This window comes from Anaerobacillus sp. ABR4_321 (assembly GCF_056158505.1).
This window is the reverse complement of record NZ_JBSWTK010000001.1, coordinates 1,744,681-1,764,512: the sequence shown is the minus strand read 5'-3', so window position 1 is coordinate 1,764,512 and position 19,832 is coordinate 1,744,681. Positions and strand designations below refer to the sequence as shown.

General features: G+C 40.1%; 16 protein-coding genes and 1 other annotated feature. Of the genes, 8 read left to right on the top strand and 8 right to left on the bottom strand.

What is annotated here, in order from left to right; genetic code table 11:
* Positions 1–62 precede the first annotated feature (62 nt).
* The 3 genes from ACXADT_RS09065 to ACXADT_RS09055 all read right to left on the bottom strand — a co-directional run bounded on the left by ACXADT_RS09065 (position 63) and on the right by ACXADT_RS09055 (position 2,680).
* Positions 63–251, bottom strand: coding sequence for an alpha/beta-type small acid-soluble spore protein (locus ACXADT_RS09065; protein ID WP_442865086.1), 189 nt, complete (start codon positions 249–251; stop codon positions 63–65).
* Between the two features lie 88 nt (positions 252–339).
* Positions 340–1,536 carry a tRNA uracil 4-sulfurtransferase ThiI gene (thiI, locus tag ACXADT_RS09060; RefSeq protein WP_474834340.1) on the bottom strand — a complete coding sequence of 399 codons (1,197 nt, stop codon included), beginning with the start codon at positions 1,534–1,536 and terminating at the stop codon, positions 340–342.
* Positions 1,537–1,543: 7 nt separating this feature from the next.
* Positions 1,544–2,680 (bottom strand): cysteine desulfurase family protein, encoded by a 1,137-nt coding sequence (locus tag ACXADT_RS09055; protein WP_474834338.1) that lies wholly within the window; start codon positions 2,678–2,680, stop codon positions 1,544–1,546.
* A gap of 282 nt (positions 2,681–2,962) precedes the next feature.
* On the opposite strand from ACXADT_RS09055, the gene brnQ reads away from it, so the two are divergent.
* On the top strand, positions 2,963–4,285 hold the full coding sequence (brnQ, locus tag ACXADT_RS09050; protein ID WP_474810849.1) for a branched-chain amino acid transport system II carrier protein: 1,323 nt from the start codon (positions 2,963–2,965) through the stop codon (positions 4,283–4,285).
* A gap of 53 nt (positions 4,286–4,338) precedes the next feature.
* On the opposite strand, the gene ezrA is transcribed toward brnQ, so the two are convergent.
* Positions 4,339–6,036 carry a septation ring formation regulator EzrA gene (gene ezrA, locus ACXADT_RS09045; RefSeq protein WP_474810848.1) on the bottom strand — a complete coding sequence of 566 codons (1,698 nt, stop codon included), beginning with the start codon at positions 6,034–6,036 and terminating at the stop codon, positions 4,339–4,341.
* 213 nt (positions 6,037–6,249) lie between these two features.
* Between ezrA and hisJ the strand changes: the two genes are divergently transcribed.
* Positions 6,250–7,077, top strand: a complete 828-nt coding sequence (hisJ, locus tag ACXADT_RS09040; protein ID WP_270179601.1) for a histidinol-phosphatase HisJ — start codon at positions 6,250–6,252, stop codon at positions 7,075–7,077.
* On the opposite strand, the gene refZ is transcribed toward hisJ, so the two are convergent.
* Complete coding sequence (gene refZ / locus ACXADT_RS09035) at positions 7,064–7,717, bottom strand: forespore capture DNA-binding protein RefZ (RefSeq protein ID WP_270179602.1); 654 nt, start codon at positions 7,715–7,717, stop codon at positions 7,064–7,066. The genes hisJ and refZ overlap by 14 nt on opposite strands.
* Positions 7,718–7,866: 149 nt before the next feature.
* On the opposite strand from refZ, the gene ACXADT_RS09030 reads away from it, so the two are divergent.
* The gene (locus ACXADT_RS09030; protein ID WP_270179603.1) at positions 7,867–8,352 is read left to right on the top strand and encodes a GAF domain-containing protein; all 486 of its coding nucleotides are present in this window, start codon (positions 7,867–7,869) and stop codon (positions 8,350–8,352) included.
* Between the two features lie 55 nt (positions 8,353–8,407).
* Here the strand turns inward: ACXADT_RS09030 and megL are convergent, their stop codons facing one another.
* Complete coding sequence (gene megL / locus ACXADT_RS09025; RefSeq protein ID WP_270179604.1) at positions 8,408–9,586, bottom strand: methionine gamma-lyase; 1,179 nt, start codon at positions 9,584–9,586, stop codon at positions 8,408–8,410.
* Positions 9,587–9,929: 343 nt separating this feature from the next.
* On the opposite strand from megL, the gene rpsD reads away from it, so the two are divergent.
* On the top strand, positions 9,930–10,532 hold the full coding sequence (gene rpsD, locus ACXADT_RS09020; RefSeq protein ID WP_377888149.1) for a 30S ribosomal protein S4: 603 nt from the start codon (positions 9,930–9,932) through the stop codon (positions 10,530–10,532).
* A 103-nt stretch (positions 10,533–10,635) separates the two neighbouring features.
* Here rpsD and tyrS read toward each other — a convergent pair whose 3' ends face one another.
* Positions 10,636–11,907, bottom strand: a complete 1,272-nt coding sequence (gene tyrS / locus ACXADT_RS09015) for a tyrosine--tRNA ligase (protein ID WP_474834335.1) — start codon at positions 11,905–11,907, stop codon at positions 10,636–10,638.
* 50 nt (positions 11,908–11,957) lie between these two features.
* Positions 11,958–12,183: a binding site (T-box leader), on the bottom strand.
* Between the two features lie 135 nt (positions 12,184–12,318).
* On the opposite strand from tyrS, the gene ACXADT_RS09010 reads away from it, so the two are divergent.
* Positions 12,319–15,444 carry a transglycosylase domain-containing protein gene (locus ACXADT_RS09010; protein ID WP_474834333.1) on the top strand — a complete coding sequence of 1,042 codons (3,126 nt, stop codon included), beginning with the start codon at positions 12,319–12,321 and terminating at the stop codon, positions 15,442–15,444.
* A gap of 39 nt (positions 15,445–15,483) precedes the next feature.
* Here ACXADT_RS09010 and acsA read toward each other — a convergent pair whose 3' ends face one another.
* A complete protein-coding gene (acsA, locus tag ACXADT_RS09005) occupies positions 15,484–17,193 on the bottom strand; it encodes an acetate--CoA ligase (RefSeq protein WP_474834678.1) in 1,710 nt (569 codons plus the stop codon).
* A gap of 175 nt (positions 17,194–17,368) precedes the next feature.
* On the opposite strand from acsA, the gene ACXADT_RS09000 reads away from it, so the two are divergent.
* The 3 genes from ACXADT_RS09000 to ACXADT_RS08990 are packed head-to-tail and all read left to right on the top strand — an operon-like array spanning position 17,369 to position 19,815.
* Positions 17,369–18,001 carry a GNAT family N-acetyltransferase gene (locus tag ACXADT_RS09000; RefSeq protein WP_270179607.1) on the top strand — a complete coding sequence of 211 codons (633 nt, stop codon included), beginning with the start codon at positions 17,369–17,371 and terminating at the stop codon, positions 17,999–18,001.
* A gap of 21 nt (positions 18,002–18,022) precedes the next feature.
* Positions 18,023–18,670, top strand: coding sequence for an acetoin utilization AcuB family protein (locus ACXADT_RS08995; RefSeq protein ID WP_270179608.1), 648 nt, complete (start codon positions 18,023–18,025; stop codon positions 18,668–18,670).
* The gene (locus tag ACXADT_RS08990; RefSeq protein ID WP_474834331.1) at positions 18,667–19,815 is read left to right on the top strand and encodes an acetoin utilization protein AcuC; all 1,149 of its coding nucleotides are present in this window, start codon (positions 18,667–18,669) and stop codon (positions 19,813–19,815) included. The genes ACXADT_RS08995 and ACXADT_RS08990 overlap by 4 nt, the downstream gene beginning before the upstream one ends.
* Positions 19,816–19,832 lie beyond the last annotated feature (17 nt).

Sequence of the window (19,832 nt, the reverse complement as noted above, 5' to 3'; positions counted from 1 at the left end):
CGCGTTACTGCACCAAAAAACGGAAGAAGCATCAGCTTCTTCCGCTATCCACGTTTATGAAATTATTTACCGCTGTATTGCTGTTCAGACTGCTGCACAAGACGCTTCGTAATCTCTCCGCCAACAGATCCGTTGTCGCGAGCTGAGCAATCCGGTCCAAGATTCACACCGAATTCAGAAGCGATTTCATACTTCATTTGGTCAAGTGCCTGCTGTACACCAGGTACTACAAGTTTGTTTGATCTAGCCAAGGTAATTCACCTCCTTGACACTATCGTTTGATAGAAAAGGAAGTGCTATCCTAATTAAGTTATGGCAGTAACTCTAAAACTTGGAAATCTAGAGTAGATCGGCGAAATCATCCTCATTTTCTTTTATAACGATTGTTTCAACACCTGATACCGCTTCTTCAACTAGCTCATCGATAGGCAAGTATTGCTCGAACTTATTGGCATGTTCACGTTTAGGTCTTGTCTTTGGAGCCTCTGGTAAAAATACCGTACAGCAATCTTCATAAGGTCTAATTGAGATATCATACGTATTGATTTCTCTTGAGATATTCATAATATCTACTTTGTCCATCGAGATCAACGGACGGAGAACAGGATAGTTCGTTACCTCATTGATCGTGTTCATACTTTGAATGGTTTGACTTGCTACTTGTCCCAAGCTCTCACCAGTCGTAATCGCTAATGCCCCAGTCTGTTCAGCGATCCTTTCAGTAATTCGCATCATCATTCTTCTCATAATCGTCATGCTATAGTTATCTGGCATCTCGTTATGAATGGTTTTCTGCGTGTTTGTAAACGGTACGATATGAAGGCGGATATCCCCACCATATCGTGCCAGCACTCTTGTCAGGTCTTCTACCTTTTGTCTTGAGCGCTCACTTGTAAAGGGAGGGCTATGGAAATGAACAGCCTCAATTTTCACGCCTCTCTTCATCGTTAAATATCCCGCTACAGGACTATCGATTCCTCCTGATAGCATGAGCATCACTTTATTATCTTGATTCGTTGGTAAGCCACCAGCACCTTCTGAGTGATCACAGCTAATAAATGCACCATCATTTTTCACTTCAACTCTCAGTTCACGATCGGGATGGTGTACATCTACCGTCAAGTTCTCGGTATTACGAAGTACATATCCACCGATCTCTCTATTCATATCTTGAGAGCGGTGTGGAAACTGCTTGTTAGGACGCTTAACCGTTACTTTGAAAGTCTTGATTCCTTCAGTTTGTTGATTACGCATAAGTGTTAATGACTTTTCTTTAATGTCTTCAAGATCTAACTCTGCTTTAACTGCGACACTCAGCTTATGAATACCAAAAACTGTCTTGAGTTTTACTAAAATGGGCTCAGGATCTTGACCATTCAGTTTGATTACCATCCGATCAAAGGATTGCGTTACGATGATATTTTCAAACTCTGACGTCACTTTCTTCACTCGTCTTTTGAGTGAATTTATGAACCCTTTTCGATTTTTTCCCTTTAGTGCAATTTCACCATATCGGACTATTATATGATCATACATTGTGTTATTACCTCATTACTTCTTTTAGTTTATGAATTGCTTTTGTTAATTCTAACAGAAACACATCAAGTTCTTTCTCAGTTGTTTCGTAAGATAAACTAACCCTAATCGCTGCGCTAGCTCTAGAATTAGAAACACCTAATGCTGTCAGTACATGACTTGGTTCAGCTGTTCTAGAAGAACAAGCAGAACGTGTTGATACATAAATGTCTTTTTCTTCTAAAGCGTGGATCAATACTTCTGGTTTTATGCCTGGTACAGAGAAATTGATGATATGAGGAGCGCTCTTCGTTGGTGTATTCATAACAACTTCTTTAATTTCTTCTAACTTCTCTATATACTTTATCTTTAAATCATTCAATTTTTTAACATTAGATTGTGACTTCTGCATATACAGCCTAAGTGCTTTAGCAGTAGAAACGATACCTGGAACATTTTCTGTACCTGATCGGAATTCATTCTCCTGCCCTCCGCCTGAAAGCAGCGGAAATAGTGACACATTTTTTCGCTTAACTAATAGTCCGCTCCCTTTTAGGCCATGAAACTTATGAGCTGAATAGGAGACGAGATCGGCTACTGAATGAACATCACTTGCTACCTTTCCTACTCCTTGAACATCATCAACATGAAACAAAGCGCGAGACTTTTCTTTTATTATACTACCTAGTTCATTTATCGGTTGAATGGAACCAACCTCATTATTAACGTGCAAAAGGGAGACAAGGATTGTATCTTTCGTAAGTGCTTCAACAAGATCATCTTTTGAAACCTGTCCTTCTCCATCAACAGGGAGGTAAGTAACGTCAAATCCCATCTTTTCTAGCTGTCGGAACGACTCCATACTCGATGCATGCTCGGTTTGTGACGTAATTAGGTGTTTTCCACGCTTCATATGTTCGAATGCGGTTCCCTTTATCGCTAGATTGTTACTTTCAGTTCCGCCTGATGTGAAGATCACCTCTTCCTCTTCAACACCTAACAAAGAAGCAATACTTCTCCGCGCCTGTCTCACTAATCGCTCTACCTCTCCACCTTTTCGATGCAGAGAAGAAGGATTCGCAAAATAATCGAGTGCTGTTTTCTTAAAAGCCGCGATGACTTCATCATAGGGCTGGGTAGTGGCACTATTATCCAGATAAATCATTTTATGACACCCTCAGTCGTTATTAATTTCCAACTAATAATCTTACCATAGGGTTTACAGATAGCCAAACATAATCCTCACAATTCCTAAAAGTTTTTTTCTATATAATCTACCAAAACCTATTGGTCCATTTTTCCAATTAACGACAAACCTTATCAACAGTGGCTTATTATTATTTGAATTTTAAAACATTTACGACTTTGTTATGTTTTGTCGATAAATTGTGTTAATATGAAGTCCGAAAATTACGACACGCGTTTGAATGGATCGGGAGGACAACTGATGGAAGCGAAATTAACAAAAAAGGAAACGTTTACAATTGGATTGATGCTCTTTGCACTTTTTCTTGGTGCTGGTAATATGATTTTCCCTCCTGCGCTTGGTCAAGGAGCAGGAGAAAATATTGGTGAAGCGATTATCGGGTTTCTAATTACTGGTGTTGGTTTACCTTTGCTAGGTGTAACGGCTATTGGATTGACTGGTGGAAGCTTGAAGGATATCGCTTCAAAAGTAAATCCTACATTCGGGTTTCTTTTCACTGCAATTCTTTATTTAGCGATCGGCCCATTCTTTGGGATTCCACGAACAGGTACCGTAGCTTTTGAAATAGGGGTAGTCCCTTTTTTAAGTGAAACGGCGAATACAACGGGTATGCCGCTTCTCATTTATACGTTGATATTCTTTGGACTAACCTTTTGGTTTGCTCTTAACCCTACTCAACTTGTAGATCGAATTGGGAATATCTTAACCCCTATATTAATCGTAGTTCTTGGAAGCTTGATTGTTGGAGCATTCGTTAATCTACCAGATGAACTATCAACTCCAAGAGAGGGTTATCAGAATGGCGTATTCTTTAAAGGGTTCTTAGACGGTTACCTCACTATGGATGCAATAGCCGCACTTGTTTTTGGAATCGTCATCATAAAAGCGGTCAATGACAAGGGAGTCACCAATAAAAAAGTCGTCGCCTTTTCTGTTCTAAAAGCCGGCTTACTTGCAGCGGTTGGATTAACGATCATTTATTTGTCTCTCGCATATATTGGTGCCACAAATCTTGATATCGTAGTCTCTGCTGATAACGGTGGCGCAATCCTATCGAGTGTTGCGAACTATCTATATGGAACATTTGGTACGATCCTTCTCGGAGCTGCAATCACTTTTGCGTGTTTAACAACATCCATTGGTCTTGTGACAGCTTGTGGGGAATATTTTTCAAAAGCTTATCCAAAACTTTCATATAAAACTGTTATTCTTATCGTTACGGCTTTTAGTGCTTTTGTAGCGAACCTCGGACTGTCCCAGCTTATTGCATTTACGGTACCAGTCTTAATCGCTATCTATCCGATTGCGATAATATTGATCTTCTTAACTTTCATTAATTTTGTAGTTCCACTGCATCGTTCTATATACAAATGGGCGATTACATTTACGATCATAGTCAGTATACCTAAAGCCTTAGAAGGAAATATTCTTCCAAAATTAGAATTCATGAATTTCTTACCGCTCTACAGCGAAGGAATCGGCTGGCTGTTACCGGCGATTTTAGGAATCATCATAGGATTGATAATATCTCAATCACAAAAACCAACTAAAGCAAGTAGTTAGTTGGAAAATACCATAAAGAGAGCCTTCCTCTAATGAGGAAGGCTCTCTTTTCTTTATTGATTTACAGGTTCTCGAACATCCTCTTTCAACGATTCCAGCACTTGTGGATCTACCTTCTCAATAGCTGCTTCTGCAGTTGAGAGGGCTTCTTCGTATTCGTAATTTCTGAAATGTTCTTCTGCCTTCAATAGGAGATCATCTACGCTTCTGTACTTACCTCTGTAGCGATTCCCGTATTGAATAAGTTTCTCTGTTAATACAGAATCTTCAACAAGCTTCTGTGTAGATTCACAGCTTTCAGCTACGACTCTTTCAGCTTCAGAAAGCACCTGATTAATCTGGTAAATATCTAGCGGGACATCAGATAATCGATCATTTAACTCCACGATCATATCTTCAGCACGCTCATATCCTTCTAGATAAGACTCAGGGATACCAGGTATATTACTTAGCTTCATCAATCGCTTCGATTCGATCAGCTTTCGCTTTAATTCTTTTATCGTTTCTAATGCTCTTAACTCGTCTTTTCGGAGCATGTGAAGATTTTCTTTTTGAATCTTCAATTCTTCATCTACAGCCGCTAAATCTTCTTTTAGTTTGATTGCATTCTCAGCAAGCAAAGAATATGCCTGTTGGTTGTTATCGACAGCATCTTGCACTGCTTGGAATCTCACATAAAGATCAGATAGCTTCATCTCAAGTTCTTTTATCGCCTTAAGCTCTTGTTCTTCTAATCTGTAACTCAATTGAACAACATTACTTTCTTCCTGGAGCTCTTGAAGGTGATTGTTCGTTTTCATCAATTCATGTTCTAGCTCTTCTACTTTTAGAGTAACGAAGTGTCTAGCTTCCACTTCATTTTCTAACTGGTCATACAACCCTTCAATCTTCACGCGTACATCATCAATCTCGGTTTTGATCGATTGAACTTCTGTCGTTTCAATCGCCGTCTTCCATTGCTCAAGCTCAGAAGAAATTTCCTCGATTTTCGTATCGATTTCTAAATGGTCTAGAACATAGCCTTCTGATTCCATTGCAGAAGTGCCATCCTCAAGCTCCTTAAGCTGCGAAGGAATCTGGTTATTCACAAGTACGATCACTTCAGGTGTAATTGAAATTTTCTCTTGAACAACGTCTAACCGCTCTTGTACTTGGACTAACACATCTCTAGCTTCAAGATAATTTCCTTCTTCTGTTAACTGCTCATATTTTTTGAGCATATCGCGGAGGGCTTCAACCTCGCTATCGAGCACAGGAAACGCTTCCCCTAGCGAGCGATTTTGAGATAATAAACGTTGCTTGGCTTCTCTGAAGTCCTCTTGTACTGAAGAGATCTCGGTTCGGTTTTGTTCTTCACTTGAAACAAGTTCATCGATATCTTTCAGTAACAGTTCGATTCTCTTTTCAGCATGTTCTAAACGATTTTGTGTTTCTTCTAGTTTAGCTCTTGCTTTTCTGAAGCGATATCTTTCAGCGGCTTCTTCTGTATCCATGAGCTGCTCCTCTAAATTGGGAAGCTTCACAGCGACGATTTCGTCCCACTCTTCACGCCATTTTTCAAACTTTTCTTCAGTTTGACCAGACATAACGAGTCCCTTAACTTTTGAAATTTCATCAGTTACAGGCCTATTCAGAATATCGATCTTCCACTCTTCAAGGCGATCTATTTCATTAAATATTTTTCTTCTCGCATAAGCACCGTAAATAAAAACGGCTATCATCAGTATAATGGCAATGACAATATACTCCAACGGAAGCACCCCTTCTTCCACATCATCAATTTATGTAAATGAAAACGTAAAAACTCATTTATATGTACAGAATTAATTATATGTGTTTGAAATTTGGTAACGGTATTATGATACCATGTAATTACCTGTTTGACTAAATAAATTCAATATTCGACAGCCAAATTCCTTGATAATGTTATAATTTTTTTGAATTCTTGAAAGAGGTGCTTATATATGAGAAAAAAGTACGATGGCCACGTCCATTCTCCATTTTGTCCACACGGATCTACTGATCCTCTCGAAAGCTATGTTGAAGAAGCAATAAAACGAGGCTTTACTGGATTAACGTTTACCGAGCATGCACCTCTTCCCCCAAGATTCATAGACCCAGTACCATCAAAAGACAGCGGAATGTCACATCAAACATTAGAAGAATACCTTTTAGCAGTCGAAGAAATCAAAGATGTATACCGCGATAAAATAGAAATCAATTGTGGGCTAGAAGTTGACTACATAGAAGGGTATGAAGAAGAAACGAAGAACTTTTTAAATGAGTTCGGACCAAAATTAGATGATTCAATCTTATCTGTTCATTTTATTAAACATAATAACGAGTACACGTGCCTCGACTATAGTCCAGAGTCATTTGAGGAACTAGTGAGATCGTTAGGCTCAGTCGAGAATGTCCATAAAAAATACTATGAAACAGTCTACTCTTCGTTAACTTCAGATTTAGGAGTTAATAAGCCAAAGCGAATCGGCCACATTAGCTTAGTGAATAAGTTTCAAAAACAGTTTCCATGTGACACGCTCTCACCTAATTATGTGACCTCCATTTTAGATGAAGTAAAAAGACAGGGGCTATCACTTGACTACAATGGGGCAGGAACAGTGAAGCCTCTTTGTAAAGAACCTTATCCCCCTGCTTGGGTCGTGAATGAAGCGATAAGCAGAAAAATCCCTCTTGTCTATGGATCAGACGCCCATAGTTACAAAGGGATTGGTCAAGGTTTAGAGCAGTTAGAACCTATATCTTTTTCTTATCCACTTAGCCGTTCATAGCGAACGGCTTTTGTTTTACCGAGGTCTCTCGACATACATATAACTCAACCCACTGTAATAACTGCTTCGTATATCGTTCAATAAAATAGGCTTCATTAGGCTGAATATGATGAACTTCTAATATATATTGGGGCTGCAGAAAAGGCATCGACAACATCCCTCTTAACTGCATGACGACATAATCGACTGACTGAGGGCGAAACTCCTTATTTGAAAAGCCGGCCTCAAAAATTTTCGATAAATAAAATTTTTCTCTTGATAAATAGGTGGTCATGATTTCTCGGACAAGGACTGAATCGAACGTAATTTCTCTATGAACAAATCTCGCTAACTGTCTATTTTGATGTTGATAGATCATAATCGATCGTAGTGCTTCGACTAAACAAACCTTTGCAGATTTATTATCTAACATTTTATGAACGTTCTCTAACTCTTTGACATAGCCTTCTAGAAAAGTCGTCATCAAAAACTCAGCTAGTCCCTTCTTCCCATTAAAGTAATAAGAGATCAACGAGACGTTCACGCCTGCTTTATTGGCAATATCACGGACTGAAGTTCCATTGTATCCTTTGGTATTGAAGAGTTGAATGGCGGCCTGTATGACGTTTCGCTTCGATACTGTATCTCGCTCCTGCTTCACTTTGGAACCACCTCCATTTCTTTCGTACTATTACTTTTTCGTTGAACACCCAAACTATCCTTTATTAATCGTGCGACAAAATATGTGTAATAACCTCCAAGTTTTGATATGATTAGCATAATTTCGATACAAAGTTGAGGTGAATAAACTTGTTTGAAGTCGAATCCTACTCAGGCAAGAGAGAAAAAGATTATGAAATGGTCATCAAGCAGCTACAAGCGCTGATTGAAGATGAAACAAACCAAATTGCAAATTTAGCAAATGCTTCTGCATTATTGAATCAGTTTCTGAACGATGTTAACTGGGTTGGCTTTTATTTATATGAAAAAGAAAGCGACCAGCTCGTACTTGGACCTTTCCAGGGCTTACCAGCATGTGTCCGTATTCCGAACGGTCGCGGCGTATGCGGAACTTCTTTGAAAGAAGGTAAAACCATGAGAATTGAGAACGTTCATGAGTTCCCAGGACATATTGCCTGTGATGCCGCTTCTCAATCAGAGATTGTCATTCCAATTCGTTCCTCTAACGACATTATTGGCGTTCTTGATATCGATAGCCCAAGCGTTGGACGATTTGATGAAACGGATGAAAAATATTTAAAGAAGTTTATCACTACATTAGAAAAGAATCTATAAATGAACCAAAAACAGCCGCGAGATTCCGCGGCTGTTTTTATTGACTTAATCGGAGTTACATTTCTAACGCTTGCTCTATATCAGCCCAAATATCTTCCCAAGCTTCTAGACCGATTGAAATTCGAATAAGTGAATCATTGATTCCCATCCTCACTCTTTCTTCTTCTGGTACAACCGCATGTGTCATCGTAGCAGGATGTTGTATCAGTGTTTCTGCATCACCTAAACTTACAGCAATTTTAATCATTTCGAGTCTATTCATGAAGGCCTGTGCCTCTGCTTTCCCGCCCTCTAGCTCGAAACATATGAGCCCGCCAGGCTTTTTCATTTGCTTCTTTGCGATCGAATATGACGGAGACTCTTCCAAACCAGGGTACATGACTTTCTTAATTTTAGGATGTTCCTTCAATTTGTGAACGATTGATTGCGAGTTCTCACAATGGCGGTCCATGCGAAGAGGCAGTGTTTTCAACCCTCTTAATAAAAGCCAAGCATCGAATGGTGATAAGATACCTCCAATGTCCTTTTGTGTCGATTTTGCAATTGAAGAAATCATCTCATGATCACCAACGACTAGACCAGCTACAACGTCACCATGTCCACCAATGTATTTCGTTGCACTATGCAAGACGATGTCGCAATCAAATTCCAAAGGTCTTTGGAGATATGGCGTAGAAAAGGTATTATCGACTACGACGGTGATTCCTCTTTCCTTGGCAATTGAAGAGATCATCTTTAAATCGATCAATTTCAAAGTGGGGTTGATCGGTGTTTCAATGTAGATGACACTCGTGTTTGGTTGAATTGCTTGCAAGATCTGCTCTCTTGAATCAAGAGGTAGTAAGTCATGCTCTACTGAAAACTTTTCTTTCATTAATTGCAATAATCCGAATGTGCACCCATAAACACCTTCTGAACACAAAATATGATCACCTGAACGAACTAGGTGGAATAGGACTGCTGAAACAGCAGCCATTCCTGATCCAAACGCTAAACCAGCCTCTGCTCCTTCTAGTGAAGCGATCCGTTCTTCTAACATCTTCACAGTAGGATTTCCTAATCTAGAATAGATATATCCCGGCTCTTCCCCTGCAAACCTTTTTTCGCCTGCCTCGGCAGTTTCAAACGTAAACGTAGAAGTTTGATATATAGGCGATGCAAGACTGTTATGATGTGTATGAGAATCATAACCTTCATGAATCGTTCTAGTTTCAAATCGACTTTCTTTTCTCAATGTAGCTCCCCCTCTATCTCCAATCTATGTATCATACAATTACATTGTAAGCGCTTTCTTAAATAAGGTGAAGAGGATTTTCAGTTTTTGTAGAAATACCTGACTAGCGAGGAAACGAAGCAAGTTGACACGGGTCGATAGAAAAGGTACAATGACAGTTGTGTAAAATAGAAATGGCAGCATCGTGACGGCTTATGATTTCATTATGTTCCTATTAATAGGTGCGCCGCGTAACCTCCGGCTGCAAGGTGAAGGCGTGTGAAAACATAATGTGCATAATCTGGAATCGCGACACTGTTTTTATTTTATACCAATAAAAATAGTGATAAAGGAGGAGCTAATTATGGCTCGTTATACAGGACCAAGTTGGAAAATCTCTCGTCGTCTTGGTATTTCTCTAAGTGGAACAGGTAAAGAATTGGAAAAGCGTCCTTACGCTCCAGGTCAACATGGACCTAACCAGCGTAGAAAGCTTTCTGAATATGGACTTCAGCTTCAAGAAAAGCAAAAGCTTCGTCACATGTACGGCATGACTGAGCGTCAATTCCGTCGTCTTTTCGATGATGCTGGTAAAATGAAAGGTGTTCATGGTGAGAACTTCATGATTCTTCTTGAATCTCGTCTTGATAACCTAGTTTACCGTATGGGTCTAGCTCGTACTCGCCGCCAGGCTCGTCAGCTAGTTAACCACGGCCACATCACAGTTGATGGCAAGCGTGTTGATATTCCTTCTTACCGCGTAGCAACTGGTCAAGTACTAAGTGTTCGTGAGAAGTCTAACAACCTTGACATCATCAAAGAAGCTATTGAAGTGAACAACTTTGTTCCAGAATACCTTACTTTTGATGCAGATAAGCTTGAAGGTACGTACTCTCGCCTTCCTGAGCGTTCTGAACTTCCTGCAGAAATCACTGAAGCTCTTATCGTTGAGTACTACTCTCGTTAAGCTGTTTCTTAAAAGCCTCGGACTTTTTGTCCGAGGTTTTTTTATTTTTTTATCCTGATAGCAAAAGGCCGGTAATCACATTATGATTACCGGCCTTGCAAGATTAGAATGTAAGAAGGAAATATTTTTTCTTTCCTCTTCTAATAATAACGTATTGTCCTTCAATCCGATCTGAAGAAGAAATGACCTTATCCATTTCTTGACTACGGTCACCGTTAATATAGATCGCACCATTCTTAACATCTTCTCTAGCCTGTCGTTTTGAAGATGAGATACCAGCTTCTACAAGCAAATCGATCAAGCCTTTTTCTTCCTCTTCAACATGGTAAGAAGGTACATCTTTAAAACCTTGACGAATTTCATCTGCAGTCAACTCTTTTATGTCACCGCTGAACAGAGCTTTTGAAATGTTGATCGCTTGCTGAAGCTTCTCATCACCATGAACAAGTTTCGTTACTTCTTCAGCTAATTTACGATGAGCCTCTCTCTTTTCAGGAGCTTCGTTATTAGAAGCTTCAAGTTCTTTAATTTCTTCGACGCTTAAGAAAGTAAAGTAATAAAGGAATTTTACTACATCTCGATCATCTGTATTGATCCAGAATTGGTAGAATTCATAAGGAGACGTTTTGTCTGCATCAAGCCAAATTGCGCCGCCTTCTGATTTACCAAATTTAGATCCATCACTCTTTGTAACGAGTGGAAACGTTGCGCCAAACGCTTTAGGACGTTCCCCTTCTTCTGATCCTTCTTCTTTACGAATCAATTCTAGTCCAGCAGTAATGTTCCCCCACTGATCGCTACCGCCGATTTGCAGACGGCAGTTCTCATTACGATACAATTCAAGAAAATCATAAGACTGAAGGATCATGTACGTGAACTCAGTGAAAGAAATTCCTGCATCGAGACGGGATGAAACAGAATCTTTTGCTAGCATGTAGTTCAACCCAAAGTTCTTTCCAATATCACGTAGAAATGGAATGATGTTTAACCCACCGATCCAATCAAAGTTGTTCACAGCTTTTGCTGGGTTTTCACTAGTCTCAAAATCAAGAAAGCGAGCGAGCTGTCCTTGTAGCTTGTTCGTCCATTCTTGAACGATATCCTCAGAATTTAGTGTCCTCTCATTCGCACGTCCACTCGGATCTCCAATAAGTCCCGTCGCACCTCCAACTAATGCGATCGGTGTATGACCAGCAAGCTGAAACCTTCTAAGAGCAAGTACTGGAAGAAGGTGTCCTATATGCAGACTATCTGCAGTCGGATCAAAACCAGAATAGATTCCAATGCTGTTTTCGGAAAGCTCTTTCTTAAGACCCTCTTCATCAGTTACCTGATTGATTAACCCTCTAGCTTCTAGTTCATCTAAAATATGCATTATACTGACTCCTTTTAAAGTAAATTTCAACATAAAAAAACCCGCCCCTGGTAAGGGACGAGTTTGATCGCGGTACCACCCTTGTTGAAGGAAATAACCTTCCTCCCACTTCATCAGGATAACGGCCTGGTCCGTCTTGATGCTACACAGGCATTTCGCCCTTCACACCAGATGCTCATGGAAGTAATTCACATTTCCCTTTATATTGGTTCACACCAGCCACCAACTCTCTGAAATAGGGAGAAAAACGCTACTTCGTCCACTCTTCGCATACCCGTTTAAAAATCTAACTAAATTAATATCATACTTTGTACCTCAATGTCAATTCTAGCCCCTGTTCCTTAAGGAAGCTTTATACAAATATCGACTAGATATGCTATAATATATAGGATTAATTGAGGAGGTATAGGAATGCGAGAGCTTTTTTCTTCTATCAGGTCGAAGTGGAACGCGTTCATCGATAGATTGCAAGAGTACAACATCTTAACTGGCTCAAGGATCGCTTATAAAGTTGTTTGGAATTTATTCTTAATTTTTCTAGTACTTGGGCTTATGGGCGGCTTGTTTGCCGGAGGTGTTGGTGCAGGTTACTTTGCATCTCTAGTAAAAGATGAACCGATTCGCTCCTATGATGAGATGAAGAGAGACGTCTATAACTATGAAGAAACAAGTGAGATATACTTTGCTGACGATGTTCTTCTCGGTAACTTTCGATCTGATATAGAGCGAAAGGAAGTCGATTTAAAAGACGTGTCCCCTTTAGTACAAAAGGCAGTCATTTCAACTGAAGACGAATATTTTTATGACCACGAAGGCATTGTTCCAAAAGCAATAGGACGAGCGATTCTTCAAGAGCTCACGAACTCTGAAGATCGTACCGGTGGTAGTACGTTGACTCAACAGCTTGTGAAAAACCAAATATTAACGAGAGAAGTATCGTTTGAACGTAAAGCGAAGGAAATGCTTTTAGCTTTGCGCCTTGAAAACTTCTTTGAAAAAGAAGAAATTCTTGAAGCATACCTTAATGTCGTACCGTTCGGTCGAAATGCTTCTGGCAGAAACATTGCAGGTATTCAATCTGCAGCACAAGGAATCTTTGGTGTGAGCGCTAGTGAATTAAACCTACCACAAGCAGCTTTCATTGCAGGACTACCGAAAAACCCGTATACATACACTCCTTTTACAAACTCAGGAGTCGTGAAAGATGATCTTACACCTGGTATCGACCGGATGAATTTTGTCCTCTACCGCATGTATACAGAAGGGTCGATAACTGAGGAAGAATACACTAAAGCAAAAGAATACGATATCGAAGGAAATCTAGCAAAGTCCTCTCCTTCACCGTTTGAGAAGTATCCATACTTGACGTTTGAAATAGAAGATCGCGCTAAAACTGTTCTCGCCGAGCAAATTGCCAACGAAGAGGGCTACGACGGAAAGAAACTAGCAGAAAGCGTCAATCAATACAATAGGATTACGTATGATGCAAACGTTACATCAAGAACAGTAGAACAAAGTGCTGAGAAAATGGGACTTAAATGGGCTGAAGTAGAAAAAGATTCGAAGATTTTCATTGAGTTTATGAATAATGCTGAAAAAGAGCTTAGAAAGAATGGTTATAAGATTCACACAACGATCGATAAGAACGTATACGAATCGATGAATGCTGCTAGAGATAAAGTTCTTGATAACGGCAGCTATTTCCAAAGCCCTAAAACAGTATCCGTACAGGACCCTGAGACGGGTGAGATGGTTAACAAAGAATATCCAATGCAAGTCGGCGGAATTCTAATCGAGAATAAATCAGGAAAGATCCTATCATTTGTCGGGGGGAGAGACTTTAGCCAAGAAGCTCTTAACCATGCGACAAACGCATACCGGTCAAACGGATCAACGATGAAACCATTACTAGATTATGCGCCAGCTATGGAGATTGGAAAGGTTCAGCCAGGCTACATTATTCCTGACCTTCCGATTAAAGGGAAAAATGCGTTTAACCCAAACAACTACTCTTCAAACTATCATGGTCTAGTAACTGCAAGAAAGGCTCTTGAACGATCTTATAACGTTCCAGCTGCTCGTATTTACTCTAAGCTAAACCCAGTAGAAGCTACCGAATACCTAGTGAAAATGGGCTTTAGCACACTGACATTAGATGATCGAACCAATCCATCGATGTCCATCGGTGCATTACAACGAGGTGTAAGTGTTGAAGAAAACACCAATGCCTTCGGAACATTTGCAAATGGCGGTAAATTCGTCGATGCCTATATGATCGATAAAATTGTAGATCGAGATGGGAATGTTGTTTACCAGCATAAAGCAGATCCTGTTCAAGTCTTTAGTCCTCAGACGTCTTATCTTACGATCGATATGATGAGAGACGTAGTTAGACAGGGTACAGCACAAGATGTACCTGGTAAATTGAAATTCTCAGCTGATTGGGCAGGTAAAACAGGTACCGGGCAGGATTATCGAGATGCTTGGTTCGTTGCTGTCAATCCTAATGTTTCTCTTGGCGTATGGACCGGTTACGATAAGCAAATGAGGATGGATTCTAACTATGCTGTTAGAAATAAGAATTTATGGGCACTGTTTGCCAACGCAGCATATGATCAGAAACCTGAAATAATGGATCCACAAAAACGATTCGATATGCCTACTGGTATTGTTAGAAGGTCGTTCTGTGGAATATCTGGAAAACTCGCATCTGATCTGTGTCAGCAAGCTGGACTTGTTCAAACTGATTTGTTTAATGCTAAATACGTACCAACAGAAGTCGATGACAGTTTGACACAAGGACGATATGTGGTCATTAAAGGGAAAACTTATGAAGCACTTTCTTCAACACCAGCAGAATTTGTCACAAGCGGCGTTATGATTAAAGAAGATTACTTTGAAGGTATCGACCTTAGTACACTTCTTCCATCTAAATTCGAAAACTTGAACATCGTTTCCGAGGGAACTGTCGCTAAAGAAAATGGCAAGAAGCCAGGCGCAATCGGGAACGTATCGATAAACGGCTCTACTCTTAACTGGAACGAATCAGGAGAAAGTGATATTGTGGGTTATCGCATTTACCGTGCAGGAAATGGTAGTAATTCATTTACTAAGCTAGGTAGTGTGAAAGCATCTGATGGAAGTTCATTCAATATTCCTTCAGGTTCTTATGCTTACTATGTTACAGCAGTAGATGTTGCCGGGAATGAATCATCTCCTTCTGCAAAAGTTACATCTGGAGATTGGTCTGATAAGCCAGAAGAAGAAGAAAAACCAGATCCTCCTAAAGAAGATGAAGATGATGGTTCCGGTGAAGATAACAATGATGATTCAAGTGACGGTAACAGCGATGACTCAAACGATGGGAATGAAGAGACGAACGGTGAAAGCTCAGGAAACGATTCTGGAGAAGGGAACAATAGTAGCTCCGGTTCAAATTCCAATGATTCAAGTTCCAATAATTCAAGTTCCAATAATTCCAACACTAATCAAAGCAACAGCTCGAATAGTAATGGAGAGTCATCCAGCAATGGATAGCAAAATCCCCGCAGCAGTAGCTGCGGGGATTACTTTTTATTAATCTTCCATGGTAGATAGATCACCAGTTGGTAGATCGAGCTCCCATGCCTTTAATACTCGACGCATAATCTTACCACTTCTTGTTTTAGGTAACTTATCTCGGAATTCGATTTCACGAGGTGCTGCATGTGCAGCAAGACCTTTCTTTACGTGATTACGAATTTCTTCCATCAGTTCATCAGACGGATCGTAACCATCTCGAAGTGCAATAAATGCTTTAATAATCTCACCACGGACTGGATCTGGTTTTCCGATCACACCTGCCTCAGCAACTGCCGAATGCTCGACAAGCTTACTCTCAACTTCAAATGGACCGACTCGTTCACCTGAAGTCATGATCACATCATCAACTCGACCCTGGAACCAAAAGTATCCATCCTCATCTTTATATGCAGAATCTCCTGACACGTACCAATCGCCCTTCATAAAGTAACTTTCATACTTTTCTTGACGATTCCAGATCGCACGCATCATGGAAGGCCATCCTTTTTTGATAGCCAGGTTGCCCATACGGTTAGCTGGCAGCTCATTACCTTGATCATCCACGATTGCTGCATGAACACCAGGAATAGGTTTACCCATAGAACCTGGCTTAATTTCCATAGAAGGATAATTACTGATGAGCTGTGCACCAGTCTCCGTCATCCACCAATTATCATGGATACGTTGATCTAACACTTTGTTGCCCCACTTGATAACCTCAGGGTTTAGAGGTTCACCTACACTGAGTACGTGACGAAGTGTAGAGAGGTCATAATTTTTTACGATTTCATCACCCGCACCCATAAGCATACGGAATGCAGTAGGTGCACTATACCAGACGGTCACACCATATTTTTCAATGGTAGAATACCAATCTTCTGGGCTAAAACGTCCTCCGCGAATAACATTGGATGTACCTGCTAGCCAAGGTGCGAAAATTCCATAAGATGTACCTGTAACCCAACCCGGGTCTGCAGTACACCAGTATACATCATCTTCTTTAAGATCCAGCACCCATTGTGCTGTTTGGTAATGTTGAATCATAGCATTATGAACATGAAGGACACCTTTTGGTTTCCCGGTTGAACCTGACGTATAATGAAGAATCATTCCATCTTCACGATCCACCCATTCGATTTTCAGGTTTTTATCAGCCGTTTCAAAATGATGGTGAAAATCAATATAAGGTCCTTCTTCTTTCACATTATCCCCAACAAGCACGACGCTCTCTAGATGAGAAAGCTCATCTACAGGTACACGATCGAGCAACTCAGGTGTAGTAACAAGTACTTTTGCTTCGCTATCTTCAAGGCGATCACGCACTGCCCCTTCCATAAACGCTTCAAATAACGGTCCAGCAATCGCACCAAGCTTCAAAGATCCAAGCAAAATAAAATATAGTTCAGGAGAACGAGGCATAAAGATGAAAACTCGATCACCTTTTTCAACATTAACCTTCTTCAACACGTTTCCAGCTTTGTTACTTAAGGTTTTCATTTCACTATACGTATACTTTTCATCTCTTTTTGAATCAGAGAAATAGAGGGCTACTTTATTTTTCCTATCGGATTCAGCGTGCTTATCGATTGCTTCATAAGCCATATTCACTTTCCCAGTTTCATTCCAGGAAAATGCTTTTTCTGCTTCTTTCCATTCAAAATTCTCATAAGTAGCTTCATAATCCTGTAGATTGTGATTTCCACGAGTTGCGGAAAGCGATTTCATTTCCAAGTAATTCTCCTCCTTCTTCTACATCTTTCAATGATTTCACTGATAGTATAACATAAATTCGTAATATTTTAACAAATAACAAAAGTTAATAAAATCATTCTGAAACCCCTTACATTTACGTGTAATCATGTATAATAAGAGCTGAGATCGTTATTAAGGTGGTGACTAGATGGAACATCAAAAGACATATAATGCAATCGAATGGAACACTCCACATGGAAAATTAATTATCGAGGGACCAATTACTCCCGACCGCCTGGCCTCCTATCATTTACATAAAGATCTGGTAGCATTTCGCCCACCCGAGCAGCAACATAAGGCGTTAATAGAAATTGCTGGACTTCCAGAAGGAAGAATCATCGTAGCAAGAGAACGTGAAACCATTGTTGGTTACGTGACATATTTGTACCCAGATCCTATGGAACGATGGTCAGAAGGAAATATGGAAAACTTACTTGAGCTTGGAGCCATTGAAGTTATTCCTAAATATCGCAACGCTAAAGTTGGGAAAAGCTTGCTAAGAACATCCTTTATGGATGATGCGATGAATGATTATATCGTAATCACTACTGAGTATTATTGGCATTGGGACCTTAGAGGAACTGGCTTGTCAGTATGGGATTACCGAAAAGTGATGGAAAAAATGATGAACGCTGGTGGATTAGAATGGTATGCCACTGATGACCCAGAAATAAGCTCTCACCCTGCCAATTGTTTAATGGCTAAGATTGGATCAAGGGTAGACCGAGAGTCCATACAAGCTTTTGACGCGTTACGCTTTCAAAACCGTTTCATGTATTGAGACTTAAAGGAGTGAGAGGACTTGATCATTGAGGAAATAATGAATAGAAACGTGTATTCTCTGAACGAATCGCAAACGATTGCTAGTGGCATTAAAGTGATGAGAGAAAAGAATATACGTCATCTTCCAATTGTTAATAATGATGGAGAATTAGTAGGAATCGTTTCAGATCGGGATGTAAAAGAAGCTAGTCCCTCAATCCTCGATATGGACCCTAACAGAGAAGTATTACAGTCTTCTCTTTCTTCTATTATGAAAAAAGATGTGATCACCGCCCATCCGCTTGATTTCGTAGAAGAAATCTCAACTGTCTTCTATGAACATCGAATTAGCTGTATCCCAATCATAGAGAATAGAAAAGTGGTTGGCATCGTTACCGAAACAGATATGCTTCACACGTTAATCCTGCTTACAGGAGCACATCAACCAAGTTCACATATCGAGGTTCAAGTAGAAAACGTCTCTGGAAAGCTCGCAGATATCACACAGATTATCAGGAAACGTAACGTGAACATCATAAGTGTGCTAGTTTATCCTTGTAGCCATAACGAAGGTTTTAAAAACATCGTGTTTAGAGTTCAAACGATGAATCCAACAGCTGTTGTAGATGATATTAAGGCTGAGGGATATGAGGTGCTTTGGCCAAGTTTGCCGGGTGTTAAGAGATGAAGTGTGATTCATTATTCGTCTACTCCTCAGATTACTTAAACTACAAATTCAGTGACAACCATCCCTTCAACCATATCAGGGTTCAATTAACCCATGATCTATTAACAGAAGTTAACGTATTATCAAAGGATGATATTATATCGCCTCGCATTGCGACTGACGATGAGATAGCATTGATTCACGATCCAGCTTATATACAAGCAGTAAAAGATGCTGGAAAAGGAACGCTTGCCTCCTCTGTTGCTTCTAACTACGGTTTAGGAACCGAGGATACACCGATTTTTTCAAATATGCACGAAGCAAGTGCTCTACTTGTAGGGGGAACGTTAACTGCAGTCGATGCTGTGATGGATGGAAAAGCAAACCATGCTCTAAATATTGGTGGCGGACTACACCATGGATTTCGCGGAAAAGCCTCTGGTTTTTGCATATATAATGACAGTTCCATCGCAATCGAGTATATGAAGAAAAAATATAACGCGAAAGTTCTTTACGTCGATACTGACGCTCATCATGGAGATGGCGTACAGTGGGCTTTCTATGATGATCCGAATGTGTGCACCCTTTCAATTCATGAAACCGGTCGTTACTTGTTTCCTGGTACTGGAAATATTAATGAAAAAGGTCATGGCAAAGGCTATGGCTTCTCTTTTAACGTTCCGATCGATGCGTTTACTGAAGATGAATCTTTTCAGGAAGTCTATGAGACCTCTTTTCGAAAAGTAATCGAGTTTTTCAAGCCTGACGTTATTCTTACTCAGAATGGTGCAGATGCGCATTATTACGATCCTCTCACCCATCTTTCCGTTTCAATGAAGAGCTTTGAATTTATCCCTAGACTAGCACATGAGCTTGCGCATGAATATTGCGGAGGCAAATGGATTGCTGTCGGTGGCGGGGGATACGATGTATGGAGAGTCGTTCCAAGAGCATGGTCTAGAATTTGGCTCGAGATGAAGAACAAGAATGCTTCAGGTACTCTTCCAGAAAAATGGATTGAACGGTGGCAGTCTTTAGCACCGTTCGAACTACCGAAAACTTGGCATGATCCTAAAGACCTTTATGAACCTATTCCTAGAAAGAGTGAGATTACAGAAAAGAATAAGCTTACGTTAGAAAGATCGCTCTATCAGATCAGCCAATAAAAAAACGAACCTGAATT